Source organism: Stenotrophomonas forensis (assembly GCF_028752115.1).
Taxonomy (GTDB): domain Bacteria; phylum Pseudomonadota; class Gammaproteobacteria; order Xanthomonadales; family Xanthomonadaceae; genus Stenotrophomonas; species Stenotrophomonas forensis.
In genome coordinates this window covers 1,138,517-1,164,162 of sequence record NZ_CP082270.1, presented here as the reverse complement: position 1 = coordinate 1,164,162, position 25,646 = coordinate 1,138,517, and the positions used below count along the sequence as shown (strand labels likewise).

Annotated in this window: 19 protein-coding genes; 6 read left to right on the top strand and 13 right to left on the bottom strand. The window is 66.3% G+C overall.

The genetic code is table 11. The features are described from left to right. The first annotated feature begins 2 nt into the window (after positions 1-2). A complete protein-coding gene (locus tag K5L94_RS05470; RefSeq protein ID WP_040008546.1) occupies positions 3-299 on the top strand; it encodes a c-type cytochrome in 297 nt (98 codons plus the stop codon). Between the two features lie 30 nt (positions 300-329). Here the strand turns inward: K5L94_RS05470 and K5L94_RS05465 are convergent, their stop codons facing one another. The 6 genes from K5L94_RS05465 to K5L94_RS05440 form a co-directional block, all read right to left on the bottom strand. After that, a complete protein-coding gene (locus tag K5L94_RS05465; protein ID WP_425507583.1) occupies positions 330-1,073 on the bottom strand; it encodes a 3-keto-disaccharide hydrolase in 744 nt (247 codons plus the stop codon). A gap of 14 nt (positions 1,074-1,087) precedes the next feature. Continuing rightward, entirely contained in the window at positions 1,088-1,663 is a 576-nt protein-coding gene (locus K5L94_RS05460; protein ID WP_053449063.1) for a gluconate 2-dehydrogenase subunit 3 family protein, read from the bottom strand. Continuing rightward, positions 1,663-3,348: a GMC oxidoreductase gene (locus K5L94_RS05455; RefSeq protein ID WP_274512143.1), complete on the bottom strand. Its 1,686-nt coding sequence runs from the start codon at positions 3,346-3,348 to the stop codon at positions 1,663-1,665. Before K5L94_RS05455 ends, K5L94_RS05460 begins: the two co-directional genes overlap by 1 nt. A 27-nt stretch (positions 3,349-3,375) precedes the next feature. Beyond that, positions 3,376-4,272 (bottom strand): hydroxypyruvate isomerase family protein, encoded by an 897-nt coding sequence (locus K5L94_RS05450; RefSeq protein ID WP_180880546.1) that lies wholly within the window; start codon positions 4,270-4,272, stop codon positions 3,376-3,378. 200 nt (positions 4,273-4,472) lie between these two features. Further along, the gene (locus K5L94_RS05445; protein ID WP_133934055.1) at positions 4,473-5,054 is read right to left on the bottom strand and encodes a single-stranded DNA-binding protein; all 582 of its coding nucleotides are present in this window, start codon (positions 5,052-5,054) and stop codon (positions 4,473-4,475) included. A 170-nt stretch (positions 5,055-5,224) separates the two neighbouring features. Continuing rightward, the gene (locus K5L94_RS05440) at positions 5,225-5,620 is read right to left on the bottom strand and encodes a hypothetical protein (protein ID WP_274512141.1); all 396 of its coding nucleotides are present in this window, start codon (positions 5,618-5,620) and stop codon (positions 5,225-5,227) included. Positions 5,621-5,759: 139 nt separating this feature from the next. Here K5L94_RS05440 and K5L94_RS05435 point away from each other — a divergent pair, with 139 nt between their 5' ends. The 3 genes from K5L94_RS05435 to K5L94_RS05425 all read left to right on the top strand — a co-directional run bounded on the left by K5L94_RS05435 (position 5,760) and on the right by K5L94_RS05425 (position 11,420). Then, positions 5,760-6,791, top strand: a complete 1,032-nt coding sequence (locus K5L94_RS05435) for a LacI family DNA-binding transcriptional regulator (protein WP_274512140.1) — start codon at positions 5,760-5,762, stop codon at positions 6,789-6,791. Between the two features lie 129 nt (positions 6,792-6,920). Beyond that, complete coding sequence (locus K5L94_RS05430) at positions 6,921-7,823, top strand: ABC transporter ATP-binding protein (RefSeq protein WP_049458910.1); 903 nt, start codon at positions 6,921-6,923, stop codon at positions 7,821-7,823. Positions 7,824-7,835: 12 nt separating this feature from the next. Next, the gene (locus K5L94_RS05425; protein WP_274512138.1) at positions 7,836-11,420 is read left to right on the top strand and encodes an ABC transporter permease/M1 family aminopeptidase; all 3,585 of its coding nucleotides are present in this window, start codon (positions 7,836-7,838) and stop codon (positions 11,418-11,420) included. A gap of 84 nt (positions 11,421-11,504) precedes the next feature. Here the strand turns inward: K5L94_RS05425 and K5L94_RS05420 are convergent, their stop codons facing one another. The 6 genes from K5L94_RS05420 to K5L94_RS05395 form a co-directional block, all read right to left on the bottom strand. Further along, complete coding sequence (locus tag K5L94_RS05420; RefSeq protein ID WP_053449058.1) at positions 11,505-11,798, bottom strand: hypothetical protein; 294 nt, start codon at positions 11,796-11,798, stop codon at positions 11,505-11,507. Further along, complete coding sequence (locus K5L94_RS05415; RefSeq protein ID WP_053449057.1) at positions 11,795-12,259, bottom strand: GNAT family N-acetyltransferase; 465 nt, start codon at positions 12,257-12,259, stop codon at positions 11,795-11,797. Before K5L94_RS05415 ends, K5L94_RS05420 begins: the two co-directional genes overlap by 4 nt. 113 nt (positions 12,260-12,372) lie before the next feature. After that, positions 12,373-12,759: an SseB family protein gene (locus K5L94_RS05410; RefSeq protein WP_049458914.1), complete on the bottom strand. Its 387-nt coding sequence runs from the start codon at positions 12,757-12,759 to the stop codon at positions 12,373-12,375. A 139-nt stretch (positions 12,760-12,898) separates the two neighbouring features. Beyond that, positions 12,899-14,614: an alpha-amylase family glycosyl hydrolase gene (locus tag K5L94_RS05405; RefSeq protein ID WP_274512134.1), complete on the bottom strand. Its 1,716-nt coding sequence runs from the start codon at positions 14,612-14,614 to the stop codon at positions 12,899-12,901. Beyond that, the gene (locus K5L94_RS05400; protein WP_053449055.1) at positions 14,614-16,101 is read right to left on the bottom strand and encodes an MFS transporter; all 1,488 of its coding nucleotides are present in this window, start codon (positions 16,099-16,101) and stop codon (positions 14,614-14,616) included. The genes K5L94_RS05405 and K5L94_RS05400 overlap by 1 nt, the downstream gene beginning before the upstream one ends. Beyond that, complete coding sequence (locus tag K5L94_RS05395; RefSeq protein ID WP_053449054.1) at positions 16,098-18,290, bottom strand: glucosidase family protein; 2,193 nt, start codon at positions 18,288-18,290, stop codon at positions 16,098-16,100. The genes K5L94_RS05400 and K5L94_RS05395 overlap by 4 nt, the downstream gene beginning before the upstream one ends. A 237-nt stretch (positions 18,291-18,527) precedes the next feature. Here K5L94_RS05395 and K5L94_RS05390 point away from each other — a divergent pair, with 237 nt between their 5' ends. Continuing rightward, the gene (locus K5L94_RS05390) at positions 18,528-20,579 is read left to right on the top strand and encodes a glycoside hydrolase family 97 protein (protein WP_274512131.1); all 2,052 of its coding nucleotides are present in this window, start codon (positions 18,528-18,530) and stop codon (positions 20,577-20,579) included. A gap of 251 nt (positions 20,580-20,830) precedes the next feature. Beyond that, positions 20,831-23,587, top strand: a complete 2,757-nt coding sequence (locus K5L94_RS05385) for a TonB-dependent receptor (protein ID WP_274512130.1) — start codon at positions 20,831-20,833, stop codon at positions 23,585-23,587. Between the two features lie 265 nt (positions 23,588-23,852). Here K5L94_RS05385 and K5L94_RS05380 read toward each other — a convergent pair whose 3' ends face one another. After that, the gene (locus tag K5L94_RS05380) at positions 23,853-25,466 is read right to left on the bottom strand and encodes an alpha-glucosidase (RefSeq protein WP_274512128.1); all 1,614 of its coding nucleotides are present in this window, start codon (positions 25,464-25,466) and stop codon (positions 23,853-23,855) included. Positions 25,467-25,646 lie beyond the last annotated feature (180 nt).

Sequence of the window (25,646 nt, the reverse complement as noted above, 5' to 3'; positions counted from 1 at the left end):
ACATGAAAATGATCCTGGCAATGGCCGTGGCCCTGGGCGGCCTGGGCTCCGCAACGGCCGCCTGGTGCAAGGACGACCCGGCTGCAGGTGCAAAGCTCTACACCGCGAACTGCGTGGCCTGCCACGGCGCCGATCGTGCGGGCATGCCGGGCGCTTTCCCGGCGCTCACCGACATCGGCAAGCGCATGGCACCGGCGCAGATCAAGGAAAAGATCAGCAAGGGCGGTGGGCTGATGCCGCCCTTCTCCCAGCTCTCGCAGCAGGAAATCAACGACATCGCCAGCTACCTGGCGAAGTAAGCGGCCGGCGACCACGCCGGCCGTGTGCCACTACAGCTCGCGCACCCAGATGTTGCGGTAGCTGACCTTCGAATCGTGCTCCTGCAGGTAGAGCGGTGCGCACGTGTGTGGCGCATAGGAAGGTGCGCCGATGTACTCGGTCTTTCCCGCCAGCACGGTGTCGTCCTGCACCAGCACGCCGTTGTGCAGCACCGTGATGCGCGCGGGCGACACCAGCCCACCGCCCGCCGAGAAGCGCGGTGCCTTCCAGAGGATGTCGTAGGCCTGCCACTGGCCCGGCACGCGCGAGGCGTTCACCAGCGGCATGGCCTGCTTGTAGATCGAGCCCGCCTGGCCGTTGGCATAGGTCGGGTTGTTGTAGCTGTCCAGCACCTGCAGCTCATACAGCTCCTGCAGGAAGATGCCGCTGTTGCCGCGGTTCTGTCCATCGAAGCCCTTCGTGTCGATGGGGGTGCGCCACTCGACATGCAGCTGCACGTCGCAGAAGCGTTGCTTTGTGCGAATGCCCTTGCTGCCGGGCACGACAGTCATGGCGCCATCGGCAACTTTCCAGGGCACTTGCCCACCCTGCTCCGATTCCCAGGCCGAGACATCCTTGCCATCGAACAATACGATGGCATCAGACGGTGCCTTGCCTGGCAGTGTGGTCACGGTTGCAGGCACCGGCGTCCACACCTCGGTCTTCTTCGGATCGCGCGCAGGGTCGGCGCCCTCCTGTGCGAACGCGGAACCGGCGGCCAGTACACCGGCCGCGATCAGCAGCGGCTTGATCATCATGCAGCGCTCCATCAGCTGGTCCCCCATGCAGGCGTGCCGGCAACATAGGCCAGGTCGCCATCGTAGCGACCCGGTACCGCAACGTAGTGCAGCACTTCAGTCGCGCCCACCTTCGAAGTGAAGAAGCCGAAGATGGCCAGCTGCTTGAGCATCGTGAAGTAATGCGGCATCGCCTCGCCCTCTTCCGGAGTGCCCGTCTCGGTCACCTCGGCCGTGCGTGCCTTTGCTTCTGCATCCAGCGTGCGCAGCAGCGTGTTACGGGCGTCTGGCGTGAGCGATGCGAAGCGGCCACCGGAGCGCGCGTCGATGTCGGAGAGGCCGGCGCGGAACGTCGCCTGCTGCCGGGCGGTGTAGCAGTCGGCAACGAAGGTCGCCATGAACGGACCCGCACCGGCATCCTTCGCTCCCGGTGTTTTCGTCCGTGGCAGGATCGTCTCGGCGATCTCGTCCAGCAAGGCGATATCGGCGTCGGAGAAGGCAGGCATCGCCCCGGCAGCCGGTGCCTTGCCCTGTACCAGCGCCGGCAGACCGACCATGGCCGCACCCGTGGCAGCAACGATCATCTTCAACAGTTCGCGACGATCCATCAGAGGTTCCCCGCTTTCAGTTCACGCACGGCATGGTCGGCGGCGCGGGCGGTCAGCGCCATGTAGGTCAGCGACGGATTCACGCAGGCGCTGGAGGTCATGCAGGCACCGTCGGTGACATAGACGTTGGGTGCATCCCACACCTGGTTGTGCTGGTTCAATACCGAGCTCTTCCGATCACGGCCCATGCGCGCGGTTCCCATTTCATGGATGCCCTTGCCCGGCGCGTAGTCGTTGTCGTGCATCTTCACGTCCTTGACCCCGGCCGCCTCCAGCATCTCGGCGGCATCGGCGGCCATGTCCTTGCGCATCGCCAGTTCATTGGCGCGCATGGCAACGTCCATCGCCAGCACCGGCAGTCCCCACTTGTCCTTGCGCTCGCGGTCCAGGCGGATCGTATTGTCGTGGTGCGGCAGCATTTCACCGAACCCGGTCATGCCGATGCGCCAGTCACCGGGCACGGTCAGCGCGTCCTTCAGGTCGGCACCGATGTTCAGCTCGGCGATCTCGCGCGACCAGCCTGTGCGGCTGGCACCGCCCTGGTAGCCGAACCCGCGCAGGTAACCGCGCTTGTCGGCGGCGACGTTACGGAACCGCGGAATATAGAAACCGCAGGGTCGACGGCCGAAGTAGTACTTGTCTTCGTAGCCCTCGACGCGGCCGGAAGCACCCGCTCCGAAATGATGGTCCATCACGTTATGCCCCAGCTCGCCGGACGAGGAACCCAGGCCGCCCTCCCAGACATCGGTGGCCGAGTTCATCAGCAGCCAGGTCGAATTGAAGGAGGAGGCGTTGAGGAAGATCAGCTTGGCGGTGTACTGGTAGGTCTGGCCGGTCTCGGCATCGATGACCTCCACGCCGCGCGCACGCTTGCGATCCTTGTCATAGAGCACTTCCTTGACGATCGAGAACGGCCGCAGCGTCAGGTTGCCGGTCTTCATCGCCGCCGGCAGCGTCGCCGCCTGGGTCGAGAAATAGGCGCCGAACGGACAACCCAGGATGCACTTGTTGCGGTACTGGCAGTTGACGCGACCCTGCTCGGGCATCGGCTGGGTGATGTTGGCGGTGCGCGAGTGGATCATGTGGCGGGTGCCGCCGAAGGCTTTCTTGATCCGTGCGGCCACGTCCTTCTCGACGATGTTCAACGGGATCGGCGGCAGGAATTCGCCGTCCGGCAACACGTCCAGGCCTTCGCGCGTGCCGGCGATGCCGGCGAACTTCTCCACATGGTCGTACCACGGCGCGATGTCGGCGTAGCGGATCGGCCAGTCGGTGGCGATGCCGTCCTTCAGGTTCGCCTCGAAATCCAGATCGGAGAAGCGATAGCTCTGCCGCCCCCACAGCAATGAACGGCCACCGACGTGATAGCCACGAAACCAGTCGAAGCGCTGGGTCTCGATGTAGGGCGAGTCCTGTTCGTTGGCCCACATCCCTTCCAGGTTTTCGGCCAGGCCGTAGTCGCGCATCAGCACAGGAAAGTCGGCCTTCATCGCCTGGGTGGGCCGGTTGCGATGCGGGAAGTCCCACGCTTCCTTCATCGCGTTCACATAGTCCTTGACGTGCTCGATGTTGCGGCCACGTTCCAGCATCAGGACCTTCAGTCCCTTCTCGGTCAGCTCCTTCGCCGCCCAACCGCCACTGATTCCCGAGCCAACAACGATGGCGTCGTAGTGATTATCTGCCATGGGTTTCTCACCTGGGTGGATATCGTTTCAGACGTCGCAGAGGCGGATCGCCTCGCGCAGAGAGTTGATGGGGTCTGGCGCCGCAGGCATGAATTCCTGCGCCAGATAGCCCTCAAAACCGGTATCGCGGATCGCGCGACAGATGGCCGGATACTGGAGTTCCTGCTGGTCTCCGATCTCATTCCGGCCGGGCACGCCTGCGGTGTGGTAATGCTTGAACCAGGCGTGATGCCTGCCGATGGTGGCGATGATGTCGCCCTCCATGATCTGCATGTGGTAGATGTCGTACAGCAGGCCGAAGTTGTCCGAGCCCAGCCGCTGGCACAGCTCTACGCCCCAGGCGGAGTGGTCGCACAGGTAGTCGTGATGATCGACCCTGGAATTCAGCAGCTCCATCACCAGCACCACGCCGCGCTTCTCGGCATGGCCGAGGATGCGCTTGAGGCCGGCCTCGGCATTGGCCATGCCGTCCTGCGGGTCCATGCCGTTGCGATTTCCGGAGAAGCAGATGAGATTGCGATAGCCCGCATCGGCGACCAGATCGATGTGCCGCGTGTAGCGCTCCACCAGTTGATCGTGGAACTGGCGGCCGGCAAAGCCCTGGGTCAGGCCCAGCTCTGCGCCGTTGCACATCGAGCTGTACACGTCATGGGCCTTCAGCGTCGGCCAGTCCTCCGGGCCGACCAGGTCGATGGCGGCGAAGCCGATGTCCTTCACCGTGCTGCAGAGCTGGGCCACCGACAACTGCGGGAAGGTCCAGCGCGCGACGGAGTGCTTCAGCTGGCCCTTGAGCGGTGCATCGGCGGCGAACGCAGGGAGCACGCCTGCCGCTCCCAGGCCGATGCCGCCGGCAACCGCAAGGCGCAACGCATCGCGCCGCGTGAGCCCCGTCGCCGGGGCCGGTCTGATCGAATGGATGGACATCCACCTTCCGGCCTCCCAACCGGTATCAAACGCAACGATTCACAGCAATGCAATCGATTGCACCATAGGGGAGGGAATTGCCGGTTTGCAAGTTGCGCTGCAAGAAATTCAATGCTGCGGGAGCACGACCGCAAGTACAGGTGAAAAAAGAAAAGCCCCGCATGGCGGGGCTTTCTTTTCTGCAACAGGCGAGCGCCCGATCAGAACGGAATATCGTCGTCAGCGAAGTCGTCCATCGGCGGCGCCTGCTGCGGCTGCGGGCGCTGGTTGCCACCCTGGTTGCCGTAGCCGCCGCCCTGGTTGCCGCCCTGGTTGCCATAGCCACCGCCCTGGCCGCCACGCTGGCCACCGCCACCGCCGCCGCCGTACTCCTGGCGCGGCGCCTGCTGGCGCTGCGGGCGATCACCGCCGTAGTTGCCACCGCCACCGCCGCCACCGCCGCCTTCACCACGGCCGCCCAGCATCTGCATTTCATCGGCGATGATATCGGTGGAGTACTTCTCCACGCCGTCCTGGCCGGTGTACTTGTCGTAGCGCAGGCTGCCTTCGACGTAGACCGAGCTGCCCTTGCGCAGGTACTCGCCGGCGATCTCGCCGAGCTTGCCGAAGAACACCACGCGGTGCCATTCGGTGCGCTCCTGCTGGTTGCCATCCTTGTCCTTGCGGACGCTGGTGGTGGCCAGGCTGATGCGGGTGATCGCCATGCCGCCCTGGGTGTACTTCACGTCCGGGTCGTTGCCGAGATTGCCGACCAGGATGACTTTGTTGATGCCGCGCGCCATAGATGGATTCTTCCGTTGTCCGGGGCTGGACCAGTGATAGCACACTCGACGGGGTGCCGATACGCTGGACCTCCCACGGTTGCGAATGGGGGATATCGGAACGAGGCATCTTACCATTCCCTTCGCCCCCGGCCCGTCGGGAATCCGGCCGATACGGGTCGGAACCGGCCTCAACGAAGCAGGGGGCGATCCAGCAGCAGGCCGGTGACCCGCGTAACCTCCCCCACCGCCACCACCTTGGGCCCTTCATGGCAGTGGAAGCGCACGCCCGGCCCGATACGCTCCCGGTGCAGCCCCACCCTCAGCACCTCATTGACCACGGTCAGGCCGGCCAACAGGGACTCTCCCACCGGCAGCGGCAGCTCGGTCGCCCAGCTGTCGCCCTCAGCGTGCCGGAAGTCGGGCCAGATCATGAACAGCTCGGGTGTCCCGACGTCATCGGCGTAGGCGAAGTCCCAGCGGATACCGTTCCGGGCCGGGCTGCGACGCCCACCCTCCTCTGGCGCAAGGATGCGGATCCGCGCCTCGAAATCGTCGGGGACACCCGGGTACAGGCGAAAGGTCACCGCTTGGCTCCATCAGGCTATGGTGTTGACCGTCGCACGACCGCGACCGCGGCCACAAGCAGTGACGGCCAGGACGGCCAGCAGCCACCGCATGGCATCATGCCCAGGCACCTTCCACCCTGCCCCCTCCCGCGTGCCCATGACCATCAAAGGCAAAGCCACCTCCCTGGACATCGCCCACCTGGCCGGGGTCTCCCAGCCCACCGTGTCGCGGGCCCTGCGTGGCAGCCCGATGGTCAACGCCGAGACCCGCGAGCGCATCCTGCGCATCGCCCGCGAGCTGAACTACAAGGTCGACAAGAACGCCTCCAGCCTGCGCCTGCGCAATGCCGGCACCCTGGCCCTGCTGTTCTTCGAGGACCCGACCAACGACGATTCGCTGATCAACCCGTTCTTCCACTCGATGCTGGGCTCGATCACCCGCGCCTGCGCCCTGCACGGGCAGGACCTGCTGGTCTCGTTCCAGCAGCTCTCCACCGACTGGCAGGCCGATTACGAAGACAGCAACAAGGCCGACGGCATCATCCTGCTGGGCTACGGCGACTACCACGAATCGCGCGACCGCCTGCAGCGGCTGGTCGAACAGGGTACGCACTTCGTGCGCTGGGGCGCCGCCCTGCCCGGCCAGCCCGGCGTGTCGATCGGCAGCGACAACTTCCAGGGCGGGCACGACATCACCACCCACCTGCTGCAGCAGGGCTGCCGCCGGATCGCCTTCCTCGGCCATGCCTCCAGCCATTACCCCGAATTCCAGGAGCGCTACCGCGGCCATGTGGCGGCGCTGCAGGAGCGCGGCCTGAGCGCCGAGCCAGCGCTGCAGCACGATGCCATCACCACCGAGGCTTCCGGCCAGCACGCCTGCCAGGCGCTGCTGGCGCGCGGCGAACCGATCGATGCGATCTGCGCGGCCAGCGACCTGATCGCCATTGGTGCGATGCGGGCCCTGCGCGAGGCCGGGCTGCGTGTGCCGCAGGACGTGGCGGTCACCGGCTTCGACGACATTCCGCTGGCGGCTTCGGTGTCGCCGGCGCTGACCACCGTGCAGCAGGACACCAAGCAAGCCGGCCAGCTGCTGGTGGAGCGCCTGCTGGCGCTGATCGGCCGGCAGCCGGTGGACAGCCAGAGCATCCCGGTGAAGCTGGTGGTGCGCGATTCGTCACAGCGCGGGTAGGCAGCGAAGGGCCACTGGCCCTGCTAACGCGCGACAGCCATATTCTCCCCCCATGACCAACGGCGGATGCGCACGGACGCGGATGCGCGGATAACGCGCAGACATCGCCCAGGGAAAGGTGTACGTCGCATGCTGAAGATCGATTCGCTGTCCAAGACGTACGCCAACGGCGTGCACGCACTCAACAACGTCAGCCTGGACATCCCGCGCGGCATGTTCGGCCTGCTCGGCCCGAACGGCGCGGGCAAGTCCTCGCTGATGCGCACACTGTCCACCCTGCAGGAGGCCGACAGTGGCACGGCCACGCTCAGCATCCCCGGCGAAGCGCCAATCGACGTGCTGCGCGACAAGGACGCCGTGCGCCGCCGGCTGGGCTACCTGCCGCAGGATTTTGGCGTGTATCCAAAGGTCAGCGCGCTGGACCTGCTGGAGCATTTCGCCGTACTCAAGGGGCTGACCCAGCGTGCGCAGCGCCGCGAAGTGGTCGATGGGCTGCTGCAGCAGGTGAACCTGTGGGATGCGCGCAAGCGCAAGCTCGGCACGTTCTCCGGCGGCATGCGCCAGCGCTTCGGCATTGCCCAGGCGCTGCTGGGCGACCCACGGCTGGTGATCGTCGATGAACCCACCGCCGGCCTCGACCCGGAGGAGCGCAACCGATTCCTCAACCTGCTGGCGGCGATCGGCGAGAACGTGGCGGTGATCCTGTCCACCCACATCGTCGAGGACGTGACTGACCTGTGCCCGACGATGGCGATCATGAACAAGGGCCAGGTGCTGTTGACCGGGCGCCCGGCCGAAGCGATCGACGCGCTGCAGCACCAGGTCTGGCGCAAGCAGGTCGATCCTTCGGAACTGGCCGACCATGAGGCGCGCTACGTGGTGCTGTCCACGCGACTGGTGGGTGGCCGCCCGGTGATCCACGTGCACAGCGCCAACGACCCCGGCGACGGCTTCGCGGCGGTGGCGCCCGACCTCGAGGACGTGTACTTCCAGCGCCTGCGCCTGCAGGCCCGTGCCCGCGCGGCGGCCTGAGCGGAGCGCGCCATGATCCTCAACTTCTTCCGGTTCGAGCTGCGCGAGCAGCTGCGTTCTCCGCTGCTGTGGCTGCTGGCCGGGCTGTTCGCCCTGCTCGCCTTCGCCGCCGCCTCCAGCGATGCCGTACAGATAGGGGGTGGCACCGGCAACGTGCACAGCAATGCGCCGACGGTGATCGCGCAGATGCTGGGCATCTTCACCCTGCTCGGCATGCTGGTCACCGCCCTGTTCGTCAGCAACGCGCTGCTGCGTGACTTCGAACTCGGCACCGCCGAACTGATCTTCGCCAGCCCGGTGAAGCGTCGCGACTACCTGGCCGGCCGCATCGCGGCAGCCCTGGCTGCGGGGTTGCTGGTCTACGTCGTGATCGCGTTCGGCCTGTGGCTGGCACCGTTCATGCCCTGGGTCGACCCCGAGCGCATGGGGCCGATCAGCTGGCGGGGCTATGCCTGGACCTTCGCGGTCATCGTCATTCCCAACCTGCTGTTCACCACCGCACTGCTGTCACTGCTGGCGGCGCTGACCCGCTCGATCCTGTGGGTGTACATCGGCCTGGTCGCCTACCTGGTGCTGTACGGCGCCAGCGCGGCCCTGCTGCGAGACATCGACAATACGTGGATCGCGGTGCTGAGCGAGCCGTTGGGCATGCGCGCGCTGGGCCGCACCATCCGCTACTGGTCCACCGCTGAACGCAACAGCGGCATTCCGGAACTGGCTGGCTACCTGCTGGCCAACCGCGCGCTGTGGCTGGGCGTGGCCGCGCTGCTGTTTGCCGCCACGTTTGCCCTGTTCCGCACCGAGCGTAGCGGCAGCGGCCGCCGTCGATGGGGCCGCAAGCCCATCCTGCCCGCTGCGGATGCCGTTGCGGTCCGTCCCGCCCGCGCGGACCTGCCACGCGTGGTTCCGGCGTTCACCGCAACCACGGCCTGGCAGCAGTTCCTGCGCCAGGTGCGTTTCGACACGGGCGGCGTGCTGCGCAGCGTGCCGTTCATCGTGCTGCTGGTGCTGGGCCTGGCCAACTTCCTGCCCAGCGCGCTGTTCCGGCAGACCCTGTACGGCACCTCGATCTGGCCGGTCACCTCGCAGATGATCATGGGCCTGCAGGGTGCCTTCAGCTGGCTGCTGGTGATCATCGTGCTGTTCTTCGCCGGCGAACTTGTCTGGAAGGAACGCAGTACGCGCATCAACGAAGTGACCGATGCCATGCCGGTGCCGAACTGGGTACCGCTGCTGGCCAAGTTCACTGCGCTGCTGGCGGTGATCATCTGCTTCCAGGCAGCCGGCGCACTGGCCGCGATGGGCGTGCAGCTGGCCAAGGGCTACACCCATCTGGAGCCACTGCTGTACCTGCGCAGCCTGGCGCTGGATTCGGTGGTCTACATCCTGATGGGAGGCCTGGCGCTGGTGCTCCAGGTACTGACCAACAACAAGTTCGTCGGCTACGCGCTGCTGATCGTGGTGATGATCGGCCAGGGCGTGCTGGGCATGCTCGACTACACGCAGAACATCTACAACTTCGGCAGCTGGCCGATCGCCCCCTATTCGGACATGAATGGCTACGGCCACTTCCTGACCGGCCAGCTGGCGTTCCAGGGCTACTGGGCACTGTTCCTGCTGACCCTGATGTGCCTGGCCTCTGCGTTCTGGGTGCGCGGCGTCAGCCAGGGCCTGCGCCAGCGCCTGGCCCTGGCTGGTCGTCGCCTGCGCGGGCCCACCGGCGCCCTTGCCGGGCTGGCGGCGCTGGCCTTCATCGGCGTGGGCGGCTGGCTGTACTGGAGCACCAACATCCGCAACGAATTCATATCGCCCGACCAGCAGCTGGATCTGCAGGCGCGCTATGAGCGTGAACTGTCGAAGTACCGGAACCTGCCGCAGCCGCGCATCGTGGCGGTGGATAACCGCGTGGACCTGTTCCCGGAATCGCAGTCGATGGTGATCGATGCGAACTGGACGGTGCGCAACACGCATGCCGTGCCGATCCAGGACGTGCATGTCTCGATGGGCGATGACAAGCAGCTGGTCGCGGTTGACCTGGGTGGGCAGACCTTGTCGATGCACGACGCCGATCTTGGCTACCGCATCTACCGTCTGGCCACGCCACTGCAACCGGGTGAAAGCCGCAACGTCCACTTCCGGGTGGTGCAGAAACCCAACGGCATCACTGCCGGCCAGGCGCCGAGCAACATCGTCGACAACGGAACTTTCTTCAACAGCCGCGTACTGCCCTCGTTCGGTTACAACGAAGGGGCCGAGATCAGCGATCGCAACGAGCGCCGCAAGCGCGACCTCGGCGAACCGCGGCGCATGCCCAGGCTGGAAGACCAAGCCGCACGTGCCAATACCTATATCTCCAATGATGCCGACTGGCTCGACTTCCGCACCACGGTCTGCACCGCGCCGGACCAGATCGCGCTGGCGCCGGGCTACCTGAAGCATGAGACCACGGTGAACGGCCGGCGCTGCTTCAGCTATGCCATGGACCGGCCGATGCTGAACTTCTACGCCTACCTGTCGGCACGCTGGGAGGTGCGCAAGGCAACGTACAAGGACATCCCGGTGGAGGTCTACTTCGACCCGGCGCACGGCTACAACGTGGACCGGATGATCGAAGCGGTGCAGAAATCGCTGGCCTACTACGAGGCCAACTTCACGCCCTACCAGCACCGCCAGGTGCGCATCATCGAGTTCCCGGGCTATGCCCGCTTCGCGCAGTCGTTCGCCAACACCATTCCCTACTCCGAGGCCATCGGCTTCATCGCCGACCTGCGTGATCCGGACAAGGTGGACTACGTGTTCTACGTCACCGCGCACGAGATCGCCCACCAGTGGTGGGCGCACCAGGTGATCGGTGCCAACGTGCAGGGCGCAACGGTCCTTTCCGAATCGCTGTCGCAGTACTCGGCGCTGATGGTGATGGAGCAGGAGTACGGCCGCCAGCACATGCGCCAGTTCCTCAAGCGCGAACTGGATGGCTACCTGTCCGGGCGCGGTGGCGAAGCCATCGAAGAGCAGCCGCTGGAGCGCGTGGAGAACCAGCAGTACATCCACTACCAGAAGGGTTCGCTGGTGTTCTACCGGCTGCGCGAGGAAATCGGCGAGCAGGCCCTGAACCGCGCGTTGAAGCGTTTCCTGCAGGACAAGGGGTTCCAGCAGCCGCCCTACACCACCTCGCGCGAACTGCTGGGCTACATCCGTGCCGAGACCCCGGCCGACCGCCAGCAGCTGGTCACCGACCTGTTCGAGAAAATCAGTTTCTACGACAACCGGGTGATGGCCGCCAGTGCGCGCAAGCGCGATGACGGTCGCTACGACGTGACCCTGGACCTGCACGCGGCCAAGCAGTACGCCGACGGCAGGGGCAAGGAAAGCGACGGCACGATGGATGACTGGGTCGAGATCGGCGTGTTCGCCAACGGGCCTTCGGGCAAGGAACGCGACCAGAAAGTGCTGTACCTGCAGCGCCACCACATCACCGGCGCCGCGCCGAAAATCACCGTGACCGTGGACGGGAAGCCGGATGAGGCGGGCTTCGACCCGTACAACAAGCTGATCGACCGGGTGAGCAGTGACAACCGGCGCAAGGTGACGATGTGAGGTGATCGAGCGCCGGCCCCCGTGCCGGCGCTCCGCGTGGAACCTTTAGTGCCGAGGCATGCTGTCGACGAGAGCCGCGAAGGTTCAGCGCACCGGGGGCTTCGGCCCCAACACCGCCAGCAGCACGAAGACCACGATCGAGGCAACGGTGCCGAGCGCCGCCGGCAAGCCGAACGCCCAGGCCGAGCGCCCCTGCTGGCGCGCCCATTGCGCCAGATGCCAGGCCGCGCCCAGGTTGATCAGCCAGGCAATGACGAACACCGGCCATAGCACCATGCCCACCGCGCGCAGCACGGGCATGGACACCAGCGCAGCGACGATGGCCGTGACCAGGAAGATCAGCGCAGAGCGGGAATGGCCCGGTGCGAGCGTGTTCATGCGGAAATCCTGCGCACCATCACCAGTACGCGATGGCTGCGGTTGTCGGCTTCCTGCAGCGGCTTCCAGCCCAGCCGGGCGTAAAGGCCGCCATCCAGCGCTTCGGTCTGCAGGTACAGGTCGGTAACCCCCATCCGCGCCGCCCGCGCCGCCGCCTGTTCCACCAGCGCGCCAGCCAGCCCACGCCCGCGATGACTATCGGCCACGAACACGCTGCCCAGCCAGTGCTCGTACTGCGGGAAGGCCTGCATCTCGCGGCGTTTGAGCTGCACTGCGCCGACCAACTGGCCGCCATCGAAGGCGGCTATCAGATGCGGGAAGCCGTCGGCATCCTGCACTGGGTTGAGCCGTTGCAGTTCCTGTTCCAGAGACAGGCCGGCGTCGCGGCCCCATTGCGCGTGATACCACTGCGCCAACTGCTGCCGTTCCGGTGCCCCGGCGGGTAATACCCTGAATTCCATGGCCATGCCTTGATGGGGAAGCGTTCTGTAGTGTCGAGCCATGCTCGACTCATCCGGCATTTTGCGAAAGGCAGTCAAGCATGGCTCGACTCTACAGAATGCGCGGCGGCGGTTCAGCCCTGCGCGAAATCCTTCAGGATCTCGCCGACGCCGCTGGGCGAAATTTCGAAGCCCAGCGGGGTGCCCGGGTTGATCACCACGCCGTAGCCACCCGGCACGCGGCGCAGCACGTCCAGCATGAGCCAGCGGATCTGGTGCGGGGCCTGTTGGCTGTAGATGCCGACCCGCGACGGATCGGTGAACACGGCGACGTGCAGGGTGCCCTGCTTGTCGAACAGCAGCGGGTCGAAGCCGCTGCCGTCGGGGGTGACCAGGCTGCCGGTCAACAGCACCACCTCGGAGGCGACGAAGGCCTCCATGAAAGCGCGGATCGGCACCGCCCCGTCCATCGCCGCCTTCAGCAGGGTTTCGATCGGGGTCTGCGGGGCGAGGTCGGTCATGGCGGTACGGCAGGCTGCGGGAGGGGGCTATTGTAGAGTCGAGCTTGCTCGACTGCTCGAGAAGCGTGCCAACCAAGGTTGGCACCCACCAGAGCGGTAGGCAGGCGCCAGGAATCCGGGGGGCGGCCAGCGGCCGGCACTACCGCCCCAGCCGCTGGTCCCGTGCCCGCTGGTCGGCCATCGCCTTGTCCAGCTCGACCTGCAGCGCCGGCTGCTGTACGGCAGCCTCCAGCACATAGACCTTCACCCCGTGCGCCGGCACTTCCGCCGTCAGCGCCTCCTTCACCTTCAGCTCGCCGCCGTCCAGCGCATCGCGCCAGCGACCGGCCTGAACGAAGCGCGCCACGCTGAAGGCCTTGGCCCGGTCGCCCTTGTTCAGCAGCACCAGCGCAGTCTGTGCCACATCGCCGTGCTGCAGCACCCGGAAGAACACCGCCTCGTCGCCTTGCAGGCGCTCGTTGACCTGCAGGCCGCGCTGCAGCGCCGGGGTGGCCTCACGCAGCCGGGCGATGCGCTGCAGCGGCGCGAAGATCGGGCTCTGCGGCGCAGCGTCCACACGCGGCTGGCCGAAGTAGGCACGGTTGCCGGCATGCTCGGCGCGGCCGCGCATGAATCCGGTTTCCGAACCGTAATAGACCACGGGGATGCCGCGCGCGGTGAACAGCCAGTTGTGCGCATCGATGAAGCCGGTGTCGCTGGCCTGCAGGCGTGGCATGTCATGGTTGTCGTAGAAGCTCATCAGCTCGTACGGGTTGGCGTACGGCCCACCGCTCAGGTGCAGCGGCTCGGCCAGGGTCTCAAAGCCCTTTCCTGCGGTGCCGAAGGTCTGTTCCAGGGCACCGCGCAGCGGGAAGTCCAGCACGCTCACATTGGCGTTGGCCGGCCAGGTGTGCTCGGCAATGCGCGCGGCATCGTAATCGAACGCTTCGCCGAACATGAACATGCCAGGATGCTCGGCGCGGATGCGCTTGACGAAGGCATGCCACCACGGATGCGGCAGCCAGCCGATGGTGTCGATGCGCAGCGCGTCCACGCCCTGCGCGGTCCACTGCAGGTAGGCGCCGACCAGGTAGTCCATCACCGCCGGGTTGTCCTGGTTGAAGTCGGACAGCTCGGCGAGATTGCCATCGAAGATCGAACCGTCCTTGCTGTCGACCGGGCCGATGCTGTTGTAGAACGCATGCAGCGGATTGTGCTTCGGGTCCAGCTTCTGCGGCGGCAGGTTCTGGTGGTCGGCGATCAGCTTTCCGTCCTTGTCGAAGATCTGGCCGAACTGCGGCTGCCGCGTCGGCATGGTCCAGGCCGGCGAGCCATGGTTGCCGACGATGTCCAGCACCACCTTCAGGCCGGCGCCGTGCAGGCCCTTGGTCAGCCCGGCGAAATCCAGGTCCTTGCTGGGGAGGTGCTCATCAAGTTTGTAGAAGTTGATGCCCCAGTAGCCGTGGTAGCCGGTCTTGCCACGGTCGGTCAGCGTGCTGGTGCAGCTGATCGGCTTGCTGCCGGTGAAGGCTTCATCGGGGTTGTCGACGATCGGCGTGATCCACACCGCGCCGAAGCCAAGATTGCGGATGTACTGCGCATTGTCGAGCACGCCGCGGAAATCACCGCCGAGATAGCCGATGTTGCCGTCCACCTTGTCCGGGCACGGCACCGGGATATCGAAGGTACGATGCTTGCCGCCCTGGTCGCGATGATCGTTGGACGGGTCGCCGTTGACGAAACGGTCGGTGACCACGAAGTACACCGCATCGCTGGCGAACGGCTCGGTGGTACCCACGTAATCCGGGCGCGGCGCAGCCGCCGCATGGCCGGCCAGCAGCACCAGGGAAACAGCAACAGACAGCGCACCACGCATCACACCACCTCCGGACGGGACGGGACCCGCAGCACGCACAGGCCGGCGACGAACAGGCTGCAGCCACCCAGCACCAGCACATGCATTGGCTGGCCACCCAGCCAGGTACGCAGGGCAAAGCCGAGCGCACTGGCCGCGACCAGCTGCGGGATCACGATGAAGAAATTGAAGATGCCCATGTACACGCCCATCTTCGACGCGGGCACACTGTCGGACAGCAACGCATAGGGCAGCGACAGGATCGATGCCCAGGCGAAGCCGACGCCGACCATCGACAGCAGCAGCCAGTGTGGATCGCGGATGAACATCAGCGAGACCAGCCCGGCACCGCCCAGCCACAGATTGACCAGGTGGCTCCAGCGCAGGCCGATCATCCGCACCATCGGCGGGATCAGTACCGCAGCCAGCGCGGCGAAACCGTTGTAGGCACCAAACAGCACGCCCACCCAGTTGGCGCCTTCGTTGTAGGCCACCGACTGCGGATCGGTCGAACCGAAGTGGGTACCGGCCACCGCGGCGGTGGTGTAGATCCACATCGCAAACAACGCGAACCACGAGAAGAACTGCACCCACGCCAGCCGACGCATGGTCACCGGCATCGCGCGCAGGTCGCCGACGATGGCCGCCAGCATGTGCGTGCCCGGCAACGCGCGCACCAGTGCCAGCAGCAGCCCGTAGCCGGCACACAGGCCGGCCAGCACGTACAGCATCTTGTCGCCCTGGCGCCAGGCGATCAGCAGCGCCAGCAGCACGCCTGTTCCCAGCCACAAGGCCATCTGGCCCCACGGTGCGGGCCCGGTGACTGCAGTGCTGGCATGGTGCGCCGGTGGCTCGGCATCCTCGAAGCCGGTCAGTTCCGCCGGCGAATACTCGCGGGTGCTGACCACCGTCCAGGTGATCGCCGCCAGCAGCACCACTGCGCCGAAGTAGAACGCATAGCGCACCGTATCCGGCACTTCACCAGCGACGGCCGTATTGGCCACGCCGAAGTGGGCCAGGATGAACGGCAGGAAGCTGGCGACAATGGCTCCGACGCCGATGAAGAAACTCTGCATCGCGTAACCCGCCGGCCGCTGCCGCGGTGCCAGCTGGTCACCGACGAAGGCGCGGAACGGCTCCATCGATACGTTGATCGAAGCATCCAGCACCCACAGTGTGCCGGCGGCGATCCACAGCGTGGGCGAGTTCGGCATCACCAGCAGGGCCAGCGTGGTCAGCACCGCACCGATCATGAAGAACGGACGGCGGCGGCCCCAGCGCGTCCAGGTGCGGTCGGACAGGTAGCCAACCACCGGCTGCACCAGCAGGCCGGTCAGCGGCGCTGCGATCCACAGCCCGGGTACCGCGTCCATGTCCGCGCCCAGGGTCTCGAAGATGCGGCTGGCATTGGCGTTCTGCAGGGCGAACCCGAACTGGATGCCGAGGAAGCCGAAACACATGTTCCAGATCTGCCAGAACGACAACTGTGGCTTGGCAGGACGGTTCATTGTGCGTCCTCTTCCGTTGCCACCTGGGCGACCTTCAGCGCCTGCACCTGGGCCTGGTTGAGCACGCCCTCGCGGCCGCCCTTGCCCCCGGTGTAGTGCGCGAAGTGCTGCAGCGCGCTCATGTTGAAGCCCTCTTCAAGCGTGACCATGCACTGCCCCCTGGGTACCGTGAACGTAGCCGAGGTCGAATCCTGTACGGCCACGCTGTGCGGCATCGTGACCGTCTGTTTCTGCATAGGCTGGCCCGGGCAGTGCAGCACCAGCTGCTTCACCGCCGCGGTGACGCCGGTGTTGATCGGCCCGTTCAGATTGCTGTACTGCAGGCGCAGGCGCACCCGCCCGGCGTTGGCCGAAGTGAACTGCCAGCGCTGCTCGCCCTGCAACAGCTGCTGCGGACCGACGCAGACCGTCGGGCCGTGCAGTGATTCCAACGCACCCTCGCGCCGGGTCAGGCTGAGGCAATGTTGCAGGCCATCGTCGCTGACGCGCACCTGGCCATTGCTGGCGGCGACCTGCTTGCCGTCCATCCACAGCCGCTGATCGGCCGCCACCGGCACGATCCAGCCGGCGCCGGCGCGCGTGGCCTGCGGTGCAGGCGGCGTGGCCGGCGCACGGGCATTGGCGTCGGCGGTCATGCCGCGGCCTCCCGCCGCGGCCGGTGCGGCCACCAGCTGCACCGTGGTCGTGTTGCCGTGGGTCTGCGTGCTGCTGGCTACCAGCAGGCCATCGCCCAGCGACGCCGGGCGCTCCAGCACGTAGCGCTTGGCGCCGGCTTCCAGGCTGATGCGACGCTGTGCGCCGAACAACTCCGGCACCAGTACCGCCGGCAGCTTGGGTTGCATGCGGCCATCGTCCTGCACGCCGAACACGCCCTCGATCACCATCGACAGATACCCGGCCACCGACCACAGCTGGCGCTCGGAGTTGACCACCGGGCCACTGAGCTTGCCTTCATCGACATGCACGGCCTGGCTGACCAGCTCGTAGTTCTCCATGTTGGAACCGGCCAGCGCCGCGCCCTGCATCAGCGATCGGATCTCGGCGGCAATGCGCGGTGCATCGTCCAGCTGGCGCGCGGCACGCAGCGAGTAGGCGCTGACGAATGGCCAGATCGCGCGGTTGTGATAGATCGGCTGCTGCGCTTCCTGCGGCCAGACCACCGGGCTGCCGGCCGGCCCCATCGGGTACGTCGCCAGCGCGCGCCGCGCGCGCTCGGCCGGCAACACCTCGGCGAGGATGCCGAGCGACAGGCCCAGCAGATCGACCTTGGCGTACGGCACCGGGTGCGCGGCTTCGCCGATGTAGCTCATGTACTGGCCGATATCCTCGCGCCAGAAGCGCGCATCGATCTGCTTCGCCAACGCATCGGCCCACCCCTTGTAGTCCGCCGCGCGGGCATCGCCGTGCTGGCCAGCCAGGCGCTCGGCCAGGCGCAGCGCCTGGTAGTGCAGCACGTTGGTGGACAGTGCATACGAATCACCGATGAAGCGCACGTCCTCGCGCGTCCACTCCGGATAGGTCTGCTCGCGCCAATCGAGGAACGAGGTCTCGCCACGGTACAGGCCCATCTGCGCGTCGAACACCATCGCGCGGTCCTGCGCCAGCGTGCCCTGCAGCGCCTGCCAGACCTGGTCGGCAAACGCGGGATCGTCCAGCAGATGACGTGCAGCCAGGAACCACACCACGCGGTCGCTGCTGATCGGCCAGCTGCCGCCGGACCCGGTGTCCTGCGCGACGAACAGGCCGGGCGTATGCCCATCGCGCGCGGCCGACAGCTTGAATTGCAGTGATTGCCGGGTGCGCTTCGGGTCCAGCCGTGCCAGTGCCAGGTCGGCGGCGAAGCTGACATCGCGCGTCCACACATAGGGCCAGCGCGCGCCGGTCTGGAAGCATTCGCACGGTACCGGTCGGCCCTCGTCGAATGCGGGATCGCGGATCGCATCCACGCGATCCTGGTCCATCTCCTGTTGGGCCAGCGCGAACAGCGCATCGAACATCACGCTGCCGGTCTGGCTACGCATCGGCATCGGCGCGATATGCACTTCACCCTTCGGCGCATGCAGCACGAAGCTGCCGCCGGCAGCGGCTTCGGCGCGCGCCCGGCGGCCGTCCAATTGCAGGTCGGCCGCCTGCGCGGTCGAACCCAGCGCTGCCCCCAGGGCAGCGGTCAGGCAAATGATCTTCAGCATCGAAGCGGCGGACCGGCTTGCGCCCGTCGGCCTCCCTCCCTCTCTGCACGCGTTGTAGGTCCGCACCATCGTTGCCGACGGGCGGGCACGGCTCCTCCCTCAAGGTGCCTTGGCCCCATGGTAGACGCGGGGCTGTCGGCTGCGTCCGGCTGCATACGTATTCATGGCGTCGTGCGGTAGCGCACCTGTCGCACTGGCTTATGGTCCGGGTCTGCCAACGGCGCCTTGGGAGGGGAAATGCCGATGTCACCCACTGCTGTACGGCCCGTGCTCGCGCTCGTGTTCGGCCTGGCGTTGCTGGCAATGGCCGCGTTGGCGCAGGCCGCGCCGCAGGCCGTCAGTGTCGAATCGCCGGGCAAGGTGCTCAAGGCCAGCCTGGTACTGGACGGCGGCACCGCCCGCTACCGCGTCGAGCGTTTCGGCGAGACCGTGGTGGAGGATTCGAAGCTCGGCTTCGCCCTGCGCGACGGCCGCCTGGACCGTGATTTCACCGTACTCGGCCAGCAGCGGCGCAGCGTCGATGACAGCTGGGAACAACCCTGGGGCGAACGCCGGGTCACCCGCAACCACTTCAACGAGCTGACCGTGCAGCTGGCCGAGACCAGCGGCAGCAAGCGCCGGCTGGATGTGGTGTTCCGCGTCTACGACGATGGCCTGGGCTTCCGCTACGTGTTCCCCGAGCAGCCGAGCCTGCGCGAGGCGATCATCGATGACGAGCTGACCGAGTTCGCCATTGCGCCGGAATCGACCGCCTGGTGGATTCCGGCCGGCGAACCGATCCACTACGAATACCTGTACCAGCGCACGCCGCTGAATCAGGTGCCGCTGGTGCATACGCCGATGACCCTGCGCAGCCGCGACGGCCTGCACGTGGCGATCCATGAGGCGGCGCTGGTCGACTACGCCGGTATGTGGCTGCGCCGCACCGAGGGCCAGCGCCTGCGCGCGCAGCTTTCGCCCTCGGCCGAGGGTTGGAAGGTGCGCCGCGCCCTGCCCTTTGCCACGCCGTGGCGCACGCTGCAGATCGCCGACCGTGCCGGTGGGCTGGTCGAATCGGACCTGATCCTCAACCTCAATGAACCCAATGCGCTGGGCGACGTCAGCTGGGTGAAACCGGCCAAGTACCTGGGCGTGTGGTGGTCGATGCACCTGGACAACGAGAGCTGGGCGAGCGGCCCGAAGCACGCGGCCACCACCGCGAAAACGAAGAAGGTGATCGACTTCGCCGCCGCGCACGGTTTCCGTGGGGTGCTGGTGGAAGGCTGGAATCCCGGCTGGGATGGCATGTGGGTGGGCAACGGCTACGACTTCGACTTCACCCGTGCCACGCCGGACTTCGATATCGAGGCGCTCTCGGCCTATGGCCTGAAGAAGGGGGTGCACCTGATCGGGCACCACGAAACCGGCTGTGCCATCGAACACTACGAAGACCAGCTGGATGCCGCATTGGACCTGTACGCACGGCTGGGCGTGGACCAGTTCAAGACCGGCTATGTCTGCGATGACGGCCAGGTTGACCGTCGCAATCCGAGCGGCGGCCCGCTGTGGCGCGAGTGGCACGACGGGCAGTTCATGGCCCGCCACCACCTGAAGGTGGTGCAGGAGGCCGCGCGCCGGCGCCTGTCGGTGAACCCGCATGAGCCGATCAAGGACACCGGCCTGCGCCGCACCTACCCGAACTGGATCTCGCGCGAAGGCGCACGCGGCATGGAGTACAACGCCTGGGGCCAACCTCCGAATCCACCCGAGCATGAGGTCAACCTGGTGTTCACCCGCATGCTGGCCGGGCCGATGGACTACACCCCCGGCATCCTCAGCCTGAAGGGCCGCCACGGCCAGGCCATTCCCAGCACGCTGGCGCGGCAGCTGGCGCTGTACGTGGTGCTGTACAGCCCGATCCAGATGGCCGCCGACCTGCCCGAGCACTACCTGCAGCACCGCGAGGCGTTCCGCTTCATCGAAGACGTGGCGGTGGACTGGGAGCAGAGCCGCGTGCTTGATGGCGAAGTGGGCGACTACGTGACGATCGTGCGCCGCGACCGCAACAGCCGCGACTGGTTCCTCGGCAGCATCACCGACGAGCACGGCCGCGTGCTGCCGGTGTCGCTGGGATTCCTTGAGCCGGGCGTACGCTACCGCGCCGAGATCTACCGCGATGGCGAGGGCGCCGACTTCCGCGCCAATCCGTTCGCGTTCGTGCGCGAATCCCGCGAGGTGACCAGCGCCGATGCCCTGACGCTGGTGCTGGCACCGGGGGGTGGGCAGGCCATCCGCTTCACTCCGCTTTGAATGCCCCGGTAGTGCCGGCCGCTGGCCGGCAACCCGGTGATCGTGATTGCCGGCCAGCGGCCGGCACTGCCGCAAGTGCTGCCTGAAAGCGATTACACCCCTGCAAACGCCATTGAATACGTATGCAGGGTGATTCCCGCGAAGAACGCGCTGCCTACCATAGCGGCGACGACAGCGGCCACCGCGTCGCACGTCCACGGTCACTCCGGGACGTTCACGAATCGATCTGCAACATTGCCTGGGAGGGGAAAATGTTGAACCACAAGCGCAGTGCGCTGAGTCTCGCGCTGGCCGTTGTGCTGGCGCCGACGCTGGCGTCGGCACAGTCCACGCAGAGCACCACCACGCCGGTCGGCACCGCCGCCACCAACCTGGATACGGTGCAGGTCACCGGCATCCGCCGCGGCATCGAGAGCGCGATCGCGGTCAAGCAGGACGCCACCTCGGTGGTCGAAGCGATCTCCGCCGAAGACATCGGCAAGCTGCCCGACGTCAGCATCGCCGAATCCATTTCGCGCCTGCCCGGCCTGGCCGCCCAGCGCGTGGCCGGCCGTGCGCAGGTGATCAGCGTGCGCGGCCTGTCACCGGACTTCGCCACCACCCTGCTCAACGGCCGTGAAGTGGTCAGCACCGGCGACAACCGCGGCGTCGAGTTCGACCAGTACCCGTCCGAACTGGTCAACGGCGTGACCGTGTACAAGACCCCGGATGCCGCGCTGGTCGGCCAGGGCCTGTCGGGCACCATCGACATGCAGACCGCACGCCCGCTCAGCTTCGGCGAACGCGTGATCGCAGTCAGTGGCCGCTACCAGAAGAGTTCGCTGGGCCGCGCCGCCAACGTCGACCCGTATGGCAACCGCTTCAGCGCCAGCTACATCGACCAGTTCCTGGACAAGACCCTGGGCATCGCCATCGGCTACGCGCACAGCGACATGCCGATCCAGGAAAACCAGGTCGGCCTGTACGAGCCGTGGACCACCCAATTCACCAATGATGGCAAGCGCCCCGGCGTTACCGCAGGCACCTACTTCTCCGATGGCATCAAGGCGCTGCGCCGCACCGGCAACAACAAGCGTGACGGCGTGATGGCCACGATCCAGTTCCGGCCGAACAACAGCTGGACCAGCACCTTCGATGCGTTCCACACCGAAGCCGAGCAGATTGACACCGCCAACCAGTTCGAGCTCAACCTGAGCAACTACAACGGCAACTACCTGCCTGGCCTGCTGATCAGCAACCCGCAGATCAACGCGAATGGCTCGTTCACCGGCGGCACCGCCAGCGGCGTGTACCCACTGGTACGTGGCATGTACAACAAGCGCAAGGACAAGATCGATGCGTTCGGCTGGAACAACGAGTTCAACTTCAGCGGCGTCAAGCTGGTCGCCGACCTGAACTACTCCAAGGCCACGCGCGATGAGCTGAACCTGGAAAACAACCTGCAGCTGACCCCGATGCCGCAGCTGGATACGGTTGGTGTATCGATCCGCCAGAACGGTTTCTCGCAGATCAGCCCGGGCCTGAACTACTCCAACCCGGATGCGTTGTTCCTGACCAACACCATCTACGGTTCCGGCTACGGCAAGGTTCCGAAGGTAGAAGACCGCCTGAAGGGAGGCAAGCTGGCCGCGACGATTGCGCTGCCCGATGCCATCGCCTCATGGGCCCCGGATATCGACATCGGCGTGAACTACGCCGACCGCCGCAAGGTGAAGACGCAGTCCGAAGGCAACATCCTGCTCGGTGCACAGGGCGATGCCAACATCGCCTCGGACCTGCAGTATCGCCCGGTCAATCTCGGCTTCGCCGGCATCGGCTACATCCCATCATGGAATGTGCCGGCTGCGGTGGGGCGCTACATGACCTTCAATCCGGTCGACAATCTGGACTACCTGATTCCCAAGTCGTGGACGGTACAGGAAAAGATCACCACCGCCTGGGCGCGCCTGAACATCAACACCGACATCGGCGAAGTGGGCGTGCGCGGCAACATCGGCGTGCAGATGCAGCACACCGACCAGAGCTCGGACTCGCGCTACTGGGACAACTCGCAGCCGGCGGGCAGCAACATCCAGCCCTACTCCGCAGGCCGCAAGTACAACGACTGGCTGCCGAGCTTGAACCTGGCCTTCATGTTCCCGCACCAGCAGACACTGCGCTTCGCCGCCGCCAAGCAGGTCGCGCGCCCGCGCGTGGACCAGATGCGTGCCGGCCTGGAATTCGGTGTGGATACCAGCAACGGCCGCCCCGGTGGCAGCGGCGGTAATCCGCTGCTGGACCCGTGGCGTGCCACCGCACTGGACCTGTCCTACGAGAAGTACTTCGGCGAGAAGGCCTACGTGGCTGCGGCCATTTTCTACAAGGACCTGAAGAGCTACGTCTACACCCAGTCGGTGGACAACTACGACTTCAGTGGGCTGCTTGGCAACTACGTACCACCGCCGGGCATGATCGCGCCGGTACAGACCGTCGGCACGTTCTCGACCCCGCAGAATGGCAAGGGCGGCACGTTGAAGGGCCTCGAACTGACCGCGTCGTTCCCGCTGGACATGCTGACCGACAACCTGCGCGGCTTCGGCGTGCAGGCCAGCGCGACCTTCAACAAGAGCGACATCACCATTCTGGATCCGGAGAGCGCATCCAGCGTGGGTTCCGATCCGATCAGCCTGCCGGGCCTGTCCAAGCGTGTCTACAACTTCACCGCCTACTACGAGCGCAGTGGCTTTGAAGCACGCGTGAGCCAGCGCCGCCGTTCGGACTTCATCGGTGAAATCGGCAACTTCAACGGCAACCGCACCCTGCGCTACGTGGTGGGCGAGAACGTGACCGATGCGCAGGTGAGCTATACCTTCAGCGACAGCAGCGCCCTGCGTGGCCTGACCCTGCTGCTGCAGGGCAGCAACCTGACCAACGAGCCGTACCGCACCTATGCCGGCAGCAAGGACCGCCCGCTGGAGTACATCGAGTGGGGCCGCACCTACATGCTCGGCGTGAACTACAAGTTCTGACCTGGCCAAGGTAGTGCCGGCCGCTGGCCGGCAACACAAGGGGAGCAGGACCGCAAACCCGCTGTGCAGGCAGCGGGTTTTCTTTTATATGAGTGCCGGCAGTTGGTCGGCAAGGCCTATCCACGCATGGCGTGGATCTACCCAGCGACGCCCCCATCGGTAGCTCCACGCCATGCGTGGATGCCCTTCACCGCAATCCCACCCACAAAAAAGGGACGGGGCGCTTCGGCCCCGTCCCCGCAAGTACCGCCACCGGAGAAAACGGTCAGCTGCGTCGGGCGCAATACACCGCACGCGGCGGCAGCTGGAGTTCATTGCCCTGCACCGTGCCCGCATCCGGACCCGGCACCGCCACCTGCTGCCAGTTGCCCGGCGGCAGCGGATGGCTCACCGCCTCGGCCGACAGGTTGAAGGCCAGCAGGAGGGTTTCATCTGCAAGCATACGCTCGAACAGCAGCACTGGCTCGGCACTTTCGATGAATCGGATGCTGCCGTGCAGGAGCGCCGGCTGGCCACGCCGCCAGGCCAGGAAGGCCCGGAACGCGGCCAGCACCGAGTGCGGGTCGCGCTCCTGCACCGCCACCGACGCGGCGCGGTGCTCGGCCGGGATCGGCAGCCAGGGCTGGCCCGAGGTGAAACCGGCCAGCGGCGCGTCGGTCCAGGGCAACGGGGTGCGGCAGCCATCACGCCCCTTGAAGTTGGGCCAGAAGGTGATGCCGTAGGGGTCCTGCAGGGCCTCGAACGGCACCTCGGCCTCGGCCAGGCCCAGCTCCTCGCCCTGGTACAGGCAGACCGAGCCACGCAGCGAGCACAGCATCGCCACCAGCATCCGCGCCAGGCGCGGGTCGGCCGGATGGCCGCCCCAGCGGCTGACCGCCCGTTCCACGTCGTGATTCGAAACCGCCCAGCACGGCCAGCCTTCGGTCATCGCCGCTTCCAGGCGCGAGACCGTGTCGCGGATGTAGGCCGCGCTGTAGTCGTCCACCAGCAGCTCGAAGCTGTAACCCATGTGCAGGCGGCCGTCGCGGGTGTACTCGGCGGTGGTCGCCAGCGAGTCCTCCGAAGAGATCTCGCCCAGGCTGACCGCGCCCGGGTACGCGTCCAGCAGCGCGCGCAGGCGCTCCAGCAACGGCAGGTTCTCCGGCTGGGTGTTGTTGAAGTAGTGGTACTGATAGGCGTACGGGTTGTCCGGGCTGAAGCCGCGGCCCACCCGCTTGTCGGCAGGCTTGGGCGGGTTGTCGCGCAGCTGCGCGTCGTGGAAGCAGAAGTTGATGGCGTCCAGGCGGAAGCCGTCCACGCCGCGGTCGAGCCAGAACCGCACGTTGTCCAGGGTGGCCTGCTGCACGTCCGGGTTGTGGAAGTTCAGGTCCGGCTGGTCGACCAGGAAGTTGTGCAGGTAGTACTGCTCGCGGCGCGGCTCCCACTGCCAGGCGCCGCCACCGAACAGCGACAGCCAGTTGTTGGGCGGGGTGCCGTCCTCGCGCGGGTCGGCCCACACGTACCAGTCGGCCTTGGGATTGGTGCGGTCCTGGCGGCTCTCGCGGAACCAGGCATGCTCGAGCGAGGTGTGGCTGAGCACCTGGTCGATCATCACCTTCAAGCCCAGGCCATGGGCCTTGGCCAGCAGGCGATCGAAGTCGTCCAGGCGGCCGAACAGCGGATCGACGTCGCGGTAGTCGGCGATGTCATAGCCGAAATCGGCCATCGGCGACTTGAAGAACGGCGAGATCCAGATCGCGTCCACGCCCAGCGTGGCGATGTGGTCCAGGCGCTCGATGATGCCTGGCAGGTCGCCGACCCCATCGCCGTTGGCATCGAGGTAGCTGCGCGGGTAGATCTGGTAGATGACGGCTCCGCGCCACCATGGATAGTGCGACATCGACAGCCCCCCTCCGGGCATGCGTGACCCGCCGGAAGCGGGCCGAAATCCTGTTCCGGCAAGCTTAGCGGTGGCCTCCACGGCATGGCGCAACCTGCATACGTATTCACGCAGGCAGCCGGCCGGGCCGGCCCAGGCCTGCCGTCCGCCCCGGTTTGCGCCCGAATTCACAGCCAGCGC

Excerpts from the sequence above, each read along its gene's own strand:
- K5L94_RS05470 (WP_040008546.1), top strand. The coding sequence starts at position 3 with ATGAAAATGATCCTGGCAATGGCCGTGGCCCTGGGCGGCCTGGGCTCC.
- K5L94_RS05465 (WP_425507583.1), bottom strand. The coding sequence starts at position 1,073 with ATGATCAAGCCGCTGCTGATCGCGGCCGGTGTACTGGCCGCCGGTTCC.
- K5L94_RS05460 (WP_053449063.1), bottom strand. The coding sequence starts at position 1,663 with ATGGATCGTCGCGAACTGTTGAAGATGATCGTTGCTGCCACGGGTGCG.
- K5L94_RS05455 (WP_274512143.1), bottom strand. The coding sequence starts at position 3,348 with ATGGCAGATAATCACTACGACGCCATCGTTGTTGGCTCGGGAATCAGT.
- K5L94_RS05450 (WP_180880546.1), bottom strand. The coding sequence starts at position 4,272 with ATGTCCATCCATTCGATCAGACCGGCCCCGGCGACGGGGCTCACGCGG.
- K5L94_RS05445 (WP_133934055.1), bottom strand. The coding sequence starts at position 5,054 with ATGGCGCGCGGCATCAACAAAGTCATCCTGGTCGGCAATCTCGGCAAC.
- K5L94_RS05435 (WP_274512140.1), top strand. The coding sequence starts at position 5,760 with ATGACCATCAAAGGCAAAGCCACCTCCCTGGACATCGCCCACCTGGCC.
- K5L94_RS05430 (WP_049458910.1), top strand. The coding sequence starts at position 6,921 with ATGCTGAAGATCGATTCGCTGTCCAAGACGTACGCCAACGGCGTGCAC.
- K5L94_RS05425 (WP_274512138.1), top strand. The coding sequence starts at position 7,836 with ATGATCCTCAACTTCTTCCGGTTCGAGCTGCGCGAGCAGCTGCGTTCT.
- K5L94_RS05420 (WP_053449058.1), bottom strand. The coding sequence starts at position 11,798 with ATGAACACGCTCGCACCGGGCCATTCCCGCTCTGCGCTGATCTTCCTG.
- K5L94_RS05415 (WP_053449057.1), bottom strand. The coding sequence starts at position 12,259 with ATGGAATTCAGGGTATTACCCGCCGGGGCACCGGAACGGCAGCAGTTG.
- K5L94_RS05410 (WP_049458914.1), bottom strand. The coding sequence starts at position 12,759 with ATGACCGACCTCGCCCCGCAGACCCCGATCGAAACCCTGCTGAAGGCG.
- K5L94_RS05405 (WP_274512134.1), bottom strand. The coding sequence starts at position 14,614 with ATGCGTGGTGCGCTGTCTGTTGCTGTTTCCCTGGTGCTGCTGGCCGGC.
- K5L94_RS05400 (WP_053449055.1), bottom strand. The coding sequence starts at position 16,101 with ATGAACCGTCCTGCCAAGCCACAGTTGTCGTTCTGGCAGATCTGGAAC.
- K5L94_RS05395 (WP_053449054.1), bottom strand. The coding sequence starts at position 18,290 with ATGCTGAAGATCATTTGCCTGACCGCTGCCCTGGGGGCAGCGCTGGGT.
- K5L94_RS05390 (WP_274512131.1), top strand. The coding sequence starts at position 18,528 with ATGCCGATGTCACCCACTGCTGTACGGCCCGTGCTCGCGCTCGTGTTC.
- K5L94_RS05385 (WP_274512130.1), top strand. The coding sequence starts at position 20,831 with ATGTTGAACCACAAGCGCAGTGCGCTGAGTCTCGCGCTGGCCGTTGTG.
- K5L94_RS05380 (WP_274512128.1), bottom strand. The coding sequence starts at position 25,466 with ATGTCGCACTATCCATGGTGGCGCGGAGCCGTCATCTACCAGATCTAC.